General features: G+C 71.3%; 7 protein-coding genes. 2 read left to right on the top strand and 5 right to left on the bottom strand.

The features are described 5' to 3' along the window. Positions 1-121: 121 nt before the first annotated feature. The gene (locus RCH12_RS05165; RefSeq protein ID WP_327016240.1) at positions 122-5,635 is read left to right on the top strand and encodes a DUF4011 domain-containing protein; all 5,514 of its coding nucleotides are present in this window, start codon (positions 122-124) and stop codon (positions 5,633-5,635) included. A gap of 143 nt (positions 5,636-5,778) precedes the next feature. On the opposite strand, the gene RCH12_RS05170 is transcribed toward RCH12_RS05165, so the two are convergent. From RCH12_RS05170 to RCH12_RS05190, 5 genes are all read right to left on the bottom strand, one after another. Next, positions 5,779-6,456, bottom strand: a complete 678-nt coding sequence (locus tag RCH12_RS05170) for a maleylpyruvate isomerase N-terminal domain-containing protein (protein WP_327016241.1) — start codon at positions 6,454-6,456, stop codon at positions 5,779-5,781. 47 nt (positions 6,457-6,503) lie between these two features. Further along, entirely contained in the window at positions 6,504-7,499 is a 996-nt protein-coding gene (dhaK, locus tag RCH12_RS05175) for a dihydroxyacetone kinase subunit DhaK (RefSeq protein WP_327016242.1), read from the bottom strand. A gap of 87 nt (positions 7,500-7,586) precedes the next feature. Then, a complete protein-coding gene (gene dhaL / locus RCH12_RS05180) occupies positions 7,587-8,276 on the bottom strand; it encodes a dihydroxyacetone kinase subunit DhaL (protein WP_103431264.1) in 690 nt (229 codons plus the stop codon). After that, positions 8,273-9,076: an HAD-IA family hydrolase gene (locus RCH12_RS05185; protein WP_327016243.1), complete on the bottom strand. Its 804-nt coding sequence runs from the start codon at positions 9,074-9,076 to the stop codon at positions 8,273-8,275. The genes dhaL and RCH12_RS05185 overlap by 4 nt, the downstream gene beginning before the upstream one ends. A 1-nt stretch (position 9,077) precedes the next feature. Then, the gene (locus RCH12_RS05190; RefSeq protein ID WP_103431262.1) at positions 9,078-9,935 is read right to left on the bottom strand and encodes a class II fructose-bisphosphate aldolase; all 858 of its coding nucleotides are present in this window, start codon (positions 9,933-9,935) and stop codon (positions 9,078-9,080) included. 143 nt (positions 9,936-10,078) lie between these two features. Between RCH12_RS05190 and RCH12_RS05195 the strand changes: the two genes are divergently transcribed. Continuing rightward, positions 10,079-11,656 (top strand): Na+/H+ antiporter, encoded by a 1,578-nt coding sequence (locus RCH12_RS05195; RefSeq protein ID WP_327016244.1) that lies wholly within the window; start codon positions 10,079-10,081, stop codon positions 11,654-11,656. Positions 11,657-11,678: the final 22 nt, after the last annotated feature.

An 11,678-nucleotide genomic window follows, 5' to 3' on the forward strand; every position in this document is an offset into this window, starting at 1 on the left:
ACACCGGTTCGTTCGGGCACGGGGTGCACCACGTCGGGCTCCCACTCGCCGATGATTGAATGGTCCCCCGCACGGGGGCCGAGTAACACCAGCACCAACCCGTACGACACGAGGAGCACCCATGGAATCGACCGGCCCGGACTCGACCACCCTGGACTCAGCTGCACCAGACTCGACTGCACCGGACTCGACCGCCCTGGACACGGGCCGCCCGGCCACGAACGGCGACATCACCCTGTCCCTCACCGCGACGCCGGTGCTCAGCTATGCCCTGGCGCACAATCGCATCAACGTGGTCGGCCGGGTGGGCGTCGACAACCGCGGGCCCGCCGTACGGGAGGCCGTGTTGCGGCTCGAGGTACTCAGCGCCGGCGACACCCTCGGCACGGCCCGTGATCTGCTTGTGGACCTCGCCGCCGAGCGCACCGCGACCTTCACGGATGTCTCCCTGACCGTCGATCCCGCCGCGATGCTGCTCATCGAGGAACAGCGCCCGGCCGAGATCCGGGCCAGCCTGCTCATCGACGGCGTCGTCGTGGCCGAGGCGGGCGAGCCCATCCAGCTGCTCGCCGCCCAGCAGTGGATCGCCCAGCCGGTGGACCTGGCGCTGGAAATGCTCTCGGCGCACGTGCTGCCCAACCACCCCGAGATCACCACCCTGCTCGCCGAGGCCGCTGCCGCGCTCGAGGCCCGCACCGGGTCGGCGGCCATGCCCGGCTACCAGTCGGGCCCCGACAGGGTCGACCAGATGGTCGAGGCGGTGTTCGTGGCCATGCGGGCCCGCAGCATCCGCTACGCCACCCCGCCGGCCAGCTGGTCCGACGACGGCCAGAAGGTGCGCACGCCCGGCGAGGTGCTGGGCACCACGACGGGCGAGGGCACGTCGGGTGGCGTCGGCACCTGCCTCGACACCGTCGTGGTGATGGCCGCCGCCCTCGAGCAGGCCGGGTTGCATCCGCTGCTCTGGGTGGTGGCCGGGCACGCCTTCCTCGGCTACTGGCGTGAAGAGGAGACCCTGGGAGCGCCCGCGCTCACCGACGTGGCCGAGGTGATCAACCTCATCGACCTCGACCTGATCCGGCTCGTGGAGACCACCCAGGTCACCGACCGGGACACCGGCACTCCGGTCACCTTCGCCCAGGCCCAGCGGTCCCCCTATCTGGATTGGCTCGCGGACCTGAGCACCGTGATCGGCGTGGTCGATGTGGTGCAGGCGCGGCGCACCCACATCCTGCCGCTGCCGGCGCGCACCGTGAGCGGCGACGGCACCGTGGTCGTCACCGAATACCGGCCGGCAGGGGTCTCGCCCGGCGGGCCCGTCGCCGTCAACGAAACGGATGCGGCCGCGAACGATGCGGCCGACGCGGCCACCGCAGGCGCCCCGTCCGGCCACTCCTCGAGCACGCCGCCCCGCATCACCCCGCCCCGCATCTCACAGTGGAAGAAGGCCCTACTCGACCTGAGCCTGCGCAACCGGCTGATCAACTTCACCGAACGCGGCGCCCTGGCCCTGACGGTGCCCGACCAGCACCTGGCCGGCGTCGAAGACCTCGTCACCGATGGTGCCGGGCTGACCCTGCTGCCCGCCGACCGGATGACGACGACCGACCGGGAGCGCGGCATCCGGTTCGGCCGGGATCTGCCCGCCGACCAGCTCGCGGCCCTGCTCGCCGACAAGAAGGCCGTGTATGCCGACGTCACCGACGCCGCCTACGCCACCAAGCTGCGGGCGCTGGCTTACAAGGCCCGCACCGTGGTGCAGGAGACCGGTGCCAACAATCTCTACCTGGCCTTCGGCTCGCTGGTGTGGACCGCGAACGACCGAGAGCTCCGCAGCCCCCTGGTGCTCGTTCCGGTGGTGCTCGAACCGGCCGGCCGCGGCGGCGACTACCGGGTCCGGCTCGACGAGGCCGGGGCGTCCACGCCCAACTACTGCCTGCTCGAGAAGCTTCGGCAGCTGCACGGCCTCACGATCGACGGTCTGGCGACCCCGGCCGCCGACACGGCCGGAATCGACTTGGCCGCCGCGTTCCGCGCCACCCGCGAGGCGCTGCTGGCAGCCGGTCTGCCCTACCGGGTCGAGGAGACCCTCGACCTCTCGATCCTGCAGTTCGCCAAGTTCCGGCTCTGGAAGGACCTCGACGAGAACTGGCAGACCCTGGCCGAGAACTCCCTGGTGAGCCACCTCGTGCACACCCCCACCCAGCCGTTCGTCGACCCGGTGGCCCTGCCGGCGCCCGCCGACCTCGATGCTCTCGGCGCCGAGTGCCCGGTGCCCGGCGACTCGTCGCAGCTGGCCGCCGTGGCCGAGGCCATCGCCGAGCGCACCTTCGTGCTCGAGGGCCCGCCCGGCACCGGCAAGTCGCAGACCATCACCAACCTCCTCACCCGCGCGGTCTATGAGGGAAAGAAGGTGCTGTTCGTCGCGGAAAAACGCACGGCCCTGCAGGTGGTGCAGGCCCGGCTGAACGAGGTGGGCATGGGCCCGTTCGCGCTCGACCTGCACGACAAGGCCAGCAAGCCCGCCGCGGTGCGAGCCCAAATCCGGCAGGCTCTCGAACACGAGGTGACGGTGGACGGCCAGGGGCTGAAGAACGACCTCGACGTGCTCGGCACCGCCCGGCGCAGCCTGGCCAGGTACACCGACCGGCTGCACGAACAGAACGGCGCCGGCCTGTCGTTCTACTCCGCCCGCACCGCACAGCTCACCGCCGACGACGACGTGCGGGCCCTGCCCGTACCGGCCGACCTGCCCGCGCGCATCACGGCCGACGAGCTCGACGAGCTGCGGCGGATGCTGCGGGATCTGCCCGACGTGACCGATCCGGCCCGGCCGCGGCCGCAGCATCCGTGGGCGTTCATCACCACGCCGCCCGCCGGCCCCCTCGACCTGGCGACCGTCGCCCGCGCCGCCCTGGAGCTCGACGAAGCCCTGGCCGCACTCCCCCGCGCCGACGAGACTGCCGGCTCCGGCGCCGCGGCGAGCGTCGTGGCCGCCGCGGCGAGCCCTACCGAATTCGTCACGTTGAGCAGTCTCGCCACCGCCGACCGGGTGCCGTTGGCCACCCTGGACGGCACCCGCTCCCCGGATTGGGCCACGGCCGCGGCCGCCGCCGAACAGGCCACCGACACCTTTGTGCAGGCCGAACACCCGGCGCTGACCGTGCTCGAACCCGGCGCCCTACGGCTGGACGCCGCGGCCCTGCACCGGGACGCGCAGGCGGCGGATGCCTCGAGCTTCTTCGGCCGTCGCGGCCGACGGAAGGCCGTGCTCGCGCGGCTGGCCGCGGAGGTGCGGCCTGGGGCGAAGCTGCCCCTCGGCTCCCTCACCACCGTCACCGGCCAGCTCGCCGACAGCCAGGCCCGGCTGCACGCCCTGCGCGGCCTGGTGCGGGCCGTGGATGGCGTGAGCATCGCGGAGGAGTGGAACCCCCTGGTCGGCTCCGCGCCGGTTGCTCCGGCACAGACCGGCCAGACCGGGCAGACTTCGCCGACCGGCCGTACCGGCCGCGACGAGCTCGCCGCCCGCCTGGCCTGGCTGCGCTGGGCCGGTGGTGTCGTCGCATCCGAGCACCGCGACCTCAGCGTTGACTTCGTGGCCGCCCTGCGTGGTTATCTCGACGCCAGCACCGAACCGGATGCCGCACTCGCCACCGCACTGAACCGTGCGCTTCTCGCCCTGCAGGCCGTGATGACGGCCACCGGCGCCGGCCCGGCCGCCATGGCCGGCTGGGCCGCGGACGGCGGCCTCGTCGCCGTCTGGTCCCGCGGCCGCGAGGAACGGGACGCCCAGGCACCGGGACTGCCGACCCTCACCCGGTGGATCGCCCTGCTCGAGCACCTCGAACCGCTGACCCGGCTCGGGCTCACGGCCGCGCACACCGCCGTGCTCCGCGGCGAGGTCGACGCCGACGACGCCGGTCTGGCGTTCGAGAAGGGGCTCGCCGCGGCATCCGTCGCCGAACGCGGCTCGGCCACCACCCTGGACCAGTTCGACGCCGCCGCCCAGAACCGTTCGATCACCCGCTTCACCACGTCATCCGGTGCGGTGCGCCGGCACCTGCCCACCTTCATCCCGTACAGCGTCTTGCGGCGGCGCACCATCGGCGCGACCCCGGACGCCGCCGGCGACTCCGGGAACCCGGGCACCGAGACGGCGGCCCGGCTCGGCCTGCTCAAACGGCAGCTGGACCGGCAGCGCGGCGGCATGGGGGTGCGTGAGCTCATGCACGAGTTCGGCGACCTGATCACCGACATCCTGCCGTGCATGCTGATGAGCCCGGAGTCGGTGGCCAGGTTCTTCCCCGCCCAGGCCGGCCTGTTCGACATCGTGGTCTTCGACGAGGCCTCCCAGGTGCGGGTGTCCGACGCCGTCGGCGCCATGGGGAGGGCCCGGTCGGTGGTCGTCGTCGGTGACAGCAAGCAGATGCCGCCCACCTCGTTCGCGGAGTCGACCATCGGCTCCGGCGAGGAGGACGGCGACACCCTCGAGTTCGTGCGCGACGAGGAGTCGATCCTGTCGGAGTGCGTGCAGGCGCAGGTGCCCAGCAAGTGGCTGTCCTGGCACTATCGCAGCCAGGATGAATCGCTGATCGCCTTCAGCAACCGCGCGTACTACCGTGACCGGTTGTCCTCGTTCCCGGCTCCGCACCACGGTGCGGGCACGGATACCGGCTCCGGCTCCGGCTCCGGCTCCGGCTCCGCGGGCTACGGTGTGAGCCTCCGCCGGGTCGACGGTCAGTTCCTCCGCAGCGGCAAGGGCAAGTCGCTGCGCACCAACCCGGTCGAGGCCCAGGCCATCGTGACCGAGATCCTGGCCCGGTTCGCCGCCGAGCCCGACGAGACCCCGTCCATCGGCGTGATCACCTTCAACGTGCAGCAGCGGGCCCTCATCGAGGGCAGCCTCCGCGACAGCGGCGATGAGCGCATCGTGCACGCCCTGGACACCGACACCGATGGCCTGTTCGTCAAGAACCTGGAGAACGTGCAGGGTGACGAGCGCGACACCATCCTGTTCTCCACGGCGTTCAGCGCGGATGCCTCGGGCCGGCTGCCGCTGAACTTCGGTCCGCTCAACCTGCCCGGCGGCGAACGGCGCCTGAACGTGGCGATCACCCGGGCCCGGCGCCAGGTGATCGTGTTCAGCAGCTTCGCGCCCGCCGACCTGCGCGCCGAGGAGACCATCTCGGCCGGGGTGAAAGACCTGCGGGCCTACCTGGACCTGGCCGCCGGCGGCTCCGACGGGCTCGCCACCCCGCTACGCCAGTCCGGGGCGCTGGACCGGCACCGGGAGGAGATCGCCGAGGCCCTGCGCGAGCGCGGCTTCGCGGTGCAGGCGGACGTGGGGCTGTCCGACTTCCGGGTGGACCTCAGCGTGGCCACGACCGGGGCGCCCGGGCATCCGGTGATGGCCGTGCTGCTCGACGGCCCTACCTGGGCCGCCCGCCGCACGGTCTCGGACCGGGACGGCCTGCCCGTCGAGGTGCTCTCCAGGCTGATGGGCTGGCCGGCCGTGGAGCGGGTGTGGTTGCCCGAGTGGCTGGGCGACCGCGACGCGGTGCTGGATCGTCTCGCCGAGAAACTCGACGCCCTCGACGCCGCCCGCCAGGCGCACGAGGCCGCCGCGCTGGCGTAGCCGGGCCGCCGAGGCCTGGCCTCCCTCGCGGCAGGTCTACGCTCCCGCGGCACGTCGTCGTCCCGCCGGCACCCGTTCTAACGCGGGCCGCCGCGCACAACACGGGCCGCGGGGAGCACCACGGGCCGCGACACCGGCGCAGCTCAGAGCGCGGAGAACCCGGCGGGCAGCGGGGCGCGGCCGGTGGCGGCGCGCAACAGGGGTGCGGACGGGCCCTTGTGGGCGGCCAGGTCGGCGAGCACGTGCAGGGTCGCGGCGGCGGCGGGCTCGGGCACGGTCTGGTCGGCGGCGGGTACCCCCTGGCTCTGCAGCAGGTCGCTCGTGTGCACGGTGAGTTCCAGGGTGCGCGACGGCAGGTACTCGGCGATGCGGATGCGCCCGGCCGGCGTATCCGCCGGCTCGGAGCCGTCGAGGGTGGCCACCCGGGCCAGCACCCTGGCGGCGAGCTCCGCGACCGCGACGGCGGGCTGGGCGCCGAGGGTGGCGGCGGTCTCCCGACCGCGTTGCGCGATCTGCTCGGGTGTTCCCGCGGCGAGCGCGCGCTCGAAGTAGGCCGCCGGCGTTGTCACCTCGATCGTGGCGGCGACGCCGACGGCATCCTCCTCTGCCGCGAGATCGAGGTAGGCCTCGATGGTGGACAGGGCCCGGCTGGTGTGCCCGACGAGGTCGCGCACACTCCACTCGCCCAGGCCCAGCTGCCCCCAGACCTCGTCGTCCCCGGCGGCGCGCTCGGCGATGCCTGCGGTGACCGCCACGAACCACCGTGCGGCCGAATCAAAAGCGAAAACCGTGTCTGACCAGTCCCTGGGAGTCTCACTCATGCCCACAGAGTAGCCGCACCGTGCCCGCTCGTGCAGAACCCGCCGGGCTAGAACACTCGCGCCGCGATCTCGGCCGGCGCCGCCAGCAGCGCCTCGATCTCGTCGTCGAGCCGCACCAGGGTCAGTGATGCCCCCGCCATGTCGAGGGAGGTGCAGTATTCACCCACGTAGCTGCGTCCCACGGTGATGCCCAGCTCGGTCAGCCGCTCGTGCGCCCGCCCGAACAGGATGTAGAGCTCGCTGATCGGGGTTCCACCGAGCCCGTTGATCATCAGGGCCACCCTGTCGCCTGACACATAGGGCAGGTCCTTCACGACGGCATCCAGCATCTCGTCGGTCATCTCGTTGGCCGTGGTGAGCTTGGCCCGCCGCCGGCCGGGTTCGCCGTGGATGCCCACGCCGACCTCGATCTCATCGTCGCCGAGCTCGAACAGCGGTGATCCCTTCGCCGGCGGGGTGCAGGAGGTGAGGGCGATCCCCATGGTGCGGGTGACGCTGTCGACCTTCTCCCCGATCCGGACCAGCTCGTCCAGGTCCGCGCCCTGCTCGGCGGCGGCGCCGACGGCCTTCATCACGAAGAAGTTGCCCGCCACCCCGCGCCGACCCACGGTGTAGGTGGAGTCCTGCACAGCGACGTCATCGTCGATGAACAGGGTCTTCACGTTGACACCGTCGGCCGCGCTGAGCTCCTGCGCCATTTCGAAGGCCATCCGGTCGCCCGTGTAGTTGTTCACCAGCAACAGCACACCCTTGGGCGAGGCCAGCAGCTTGGTGGTCTCGTAGACGTAGTCCATCGGCGGCGCCGAGAACACGTCGCCGGGGCAGGCCGCGTCGAGCATGCCCTTGCCGACCGTCATCACGTGCGCCGATTCGTGCCCGGAGCCCGAGCCCTGAATGATCGACACCCTGTCGGGGTTCGGGCTGTCGGCTCGCATGATCAGGTTGTACGCGGGCACATACTTCAGGGTGTCGGGGTTGGCCAGCGCGATGCCCTTGAGCATCTCCGGAACGTACTGCTTCGGATCATTGACGAATTTCTTCATGGCTCCCTCTCTGGGCGGTGCTCGGTCGGTCGTGTGGTCGGTCGGTGCGTGTGCCTTGCGGGTGGGTGTGCGAGTGCGATGCGACGCTCAGTCGGTGTGACGGGATGGCCGTTCCGCGTCGTTCGGGGCGCCGGCGGATGAACCCACCCGGGCATCCCACTCGGCGCTCAGCCGCTCGAGGATCACGGCCACCGCCACCGCGCCGGGGTCCGGCGAGCCGATGCTCCGCTCCCCCGTGTAGCTGGCCCGGCCCCGACGGGCCTGCATCATGGCGGTCTGGTCGGAGGCTTGCCGGGCGACCGCGGCCATGCGGTGCAGGGTGGCGGGCGCGTCGGTGCCGGCTGTGACCTCCTCCTCGAGGGCATCCGTCATCGGCACGAGGGCGTCGAGCAGGGTCTTGTCGCCCACGTCGGAATTACCGCGCGACTTGATGCCGGCGATTGCGCTGCGCAGCATCGCAACGGCGTCGCCGCCGCGCACCTCGTCCCTGCCCTTGACCGCGAGGGACGCCCGCAGGAATGCGGTGCCCCAGAGCGGCCCGGAGGTCCCGCCGATCCGCCCGGAGATGACCATGCCCACCTTCTGCAGGAACGCGCTCGGGCTGCTGCGGTCGTACTCGTCCCAGTCGGCGAGGACGATTTCGAAGCCTCTGGCGAGCGAGTAGCCGAAGTCACCGTCGCCGACGACGGCGTCGAGGTCACCGAACTCCTTCTCGTTGTCGACCGCTGTCTGGGCGATGCTGTGCACGACGAATTCGGTGTCGGCCAGGCTGGTCATGGGGTCTCGCTTCCTGTTCTGGAGGTGCCGGGCAGGGTGAGGATCGTGACGAGGTCCGCCAGCCGCAGATACGGGCCGGGGTGGATGCCGGCCGGGTCGGCCAGGATCTCGGCGGTGGGCCCGGCGGGGTCGCCGAGGGACGAGACCACGAGGGCGGCGCCGTCGAAGTCCTCGTCGGCCGTGTAGCTACTCACGGTCACCACGGTCGCAAGCCCGGCGGCGAGCGCGGCCCGCAGCCCGTTCTCGCTGTCCTCGATCACCAGCGTTTCGCTCCGGTCGACGCCCAGCTCGCGAAGCGCGTACAGATAGATATCGGGGGCGGGCTTCTTCGCCGGCACGATGTCGCCCGCGAAGACGTGGAACCCCGCGGCGAGGTCGGGCCCCACCGCGTGGGTGAGCACCGCCCGCACCGACGCCTCGGCCGAGGTCGAGGCCACGGCGAGGGTCCAGCCGACCGCGGCGGCTTCCTCGGTCAGGCGACGGATGCCGGGCCGGGCCGGCAGCACCCCCGCGGCCACGCGTTCGGTGTAGATCGCCGTCTTGCGGTGGTGCCAGGCCAGGATGGTCTCGTCCCAGGCCGCCGGGTCCTCGGGCAGGCCCAACTCGCGGGCGACGTCCGGGGTGAGGATGCTCCGCATCCGCTCCTTGCCCCCGCCGATCCTCACCTTCTCGGCGTAGTCGGCGTCACTCCAGTGCACGGGCACCCCGAACTCGTCGAAGGTCTGGTTGAACGCCGGCAGGTGGCCGTCCCGTTCGGTGTCGGCAAGCACTCCGTCGCAGTCGAAGATCAGTGCCGGCATCTCAGGCCTTCCCCGCGCTGCCGAACTGTTCGGCCAGTCCCCGGGTGAGGTTGACGATGTCGGTGCGCACCTTCGCGAACAGCGACGGTGGGTCCCACTTGTCGCGGGCCTGGGCATCCGTGAGGAAGGAGAGGTTGGATTTCATGTAGGTGATCTTCAGCGCCGTGGAGATGTTCACCTTGGCGCAGCCCCGCGCGATCAGGTCGGTGAATTGGGCGTCGGTCATGCCGCTGCCGCCGTGCAGGGCGATCGGGATCGGGTGGGCGGCGACGAGGTCGCTCACCCGCTGGAAGTCGAGCACCGGTTCCCGCTTGTACACCCCGTGCGCGTTGCCGATCGCCGGTGCGAACACGTCCACGCCGGTGGCCTCGAGGAACCTCAGCGACACCGCGAGGCTCTGCCTGGCCGCTTCGGTGTCGCTGCCGACACCGTCTTCGACGCCTGTGATCGACTCGATCTCGCCCTCCACGTGGGCGCCGAACCTGCGGGCCTGCCGCACCACCTCAATGGTCTGGCGTTGGTTCTCCTCCACCGGCAGGGTGGAGGCGTCGAACAACACCGAGTTCCAGCCTTGAATGAGGCATTCGGTGATCACCTCCCGGTCCGGGCAGTGGTCCAGGTGCAGCGCCACCGGCACCTCGATGCCGGCGGTCATCGACGACCACATGGCGAAGAGAACTTCGGAGCCGATGGCTTTGACGGTCTTCACCGACGTCTGCACGATCACCGGCGAGCGGGCTTCGACGGCCCCGGCCAGCACCGCCTCCATCGTCAGGTCGTTCACCACGTTGATCGCGGGAACGCCGTATTTCTCGGCGAACGCACGATCGACGATCTCCTTGAGAGTGCTCACGGCCATGTGCGCCTCGCTTCCTCGCGTGTTGCTGGGGATCGTAGGCGTCAACACAGCAACGGGCAATGGCGGACCTGACTGGATGCTGCGGCACCCCCTCGCCGCACGGCCCTCCCGCGACGGCGCGGCGCTCGCGCATAATTGTCGCTATGGACCCCGTCAGCACCATTGTCTGGATCGTCGTGTTCGTCCTGGTCACCGTCACGGTGACCGGCTTCTCCCGGCGCATCGGCTGGTCGGCGCCGTTCGTCCTGGTGGTCGTCGGCGCGGCCGCGTCGTTCCTGCCGTCGGTGCCGCGCATCGAGCTCGAGCCGGAGCTCGTGCTTTACGGGCTGCTGCCCCCGCTGCTGTTCGCGGCGGCGATCCGCACGTCGATCGTGGACGTGCGGGCCCGGCGGGACGGCATCCTGCTGCTGTCGGTGGGTCTGGTGGCCTTCACCGTCGTGACGGTGGGGCTGACCGCGTGGCTGGTGGTGCCGGCGATTTCGCTCGCTGCCGCGTTCGCGTTCGGCGCTGTCGTGGCACCGACGGATGCCGTGGCGATCACGGCCATCGCCGGGCGGCTGGGCCTGCCCCGGCGGGTGGTCACGGTGCTCGAGGGTGAGAGCCTGCTCAACGACGCGACCGCGCTGGTGGCCCTCAACGCGGCGATCGCGGCCATCCTGAGCACGGTAAGCCCGCTCTCGGTGACCGGCGACTTCGTCGTCGCCGTCGTCGGCGGTGTGGGCGTCGGGCTCGCCGTCGGGTACGTGCTGGCCGTGATCCGTCGGCAGTTGCACGCGCCGGTGCTGGACACCAGCCTGTCGCTGGTGACGCCGTACCTGGCGTTCATCCTCGGCGAGCTGGTGCACGGTTCCGGGGTGCTGGCGGTGGTGATCGCCGGCCTGTTCCTGGGCTACCGCGCGCCGGTGATCCAGTCGGCGGAGGCCCGCATCGCCGAGTCGATCAACTGGCGCACCATCCAGTTCTTGCTGGAGAACGCCGTGTTCCTGTTCATCGGCCTCAACCTGGCGACGATTCTTGAGGGGGTGCGGCTCACCGGCACGGGGTTCTGGACCACGGTGTGGATCGCTCTGGTGATCCTCGCCGCCCTGCTCGTGTCGCGTTTCGTGTGGATGGCCATCACCACGTCGATCTATCGGTACGGACCGCGGCGGTTGCGGGAGCGCGGCTGGAGCTGGCGCACCGGCGTGGCCGTGTCGTTCGCGGGGATGCGCGGGGTGGTCACCCTTGCGGCGGTCTTCCTACTCCCGCCGGAGACACCCCAGCGCGAACTTCTGCAGCTGCTGGCCTTCGTGGTGGTGGTCGGCACCCTCGTGCAGGGGCTGGCGCTGCCGTGGATCATCCGCCGGTTGCGTCTGCCGCCGCCGGACCGGACCCAGGAGCGGATCGAGGCGCAGATGCTTCTGGCCGAGGCGCAGACCGCCGGCCTGGCCCGGCTCGACACCGAGGTGACCGACGCCGACGAGGACCGGGTGATCGGCCGGTTGCGCACCAACGCCGTGTTCCTCACGGATGCGCTCGACAACCCGGCTCCGGATGAGGCGGAGCCGCTGCCGGCCGCGTACAACCGGCTGCGGCGGGCCATGATCGAGGCCGAGCGGGAGGCCGTGCTGGCCGCCCGGGCGGACGGCCGCTACCAGGAGCCGGCCATCCGCTCGGCGTTGGCCTTCATCGATGTGGAGGAGTCCGCGCTCAAGGCAGGGTCGCCCAAACACCAGGAATGAGGTGGCGGCGCGCGGCGCACCA

The organism is Cryobacterium sp. MP_3.1, assembly GCF_035984795.1.
In the GTDB taxonomy this organism is placed as follows: Bacteria; Actinomycetota; Actinomycetes; order Actinomycetales; family Microbacteriaceae; genus Cryobacterium; species Cryobacterium zongtaii.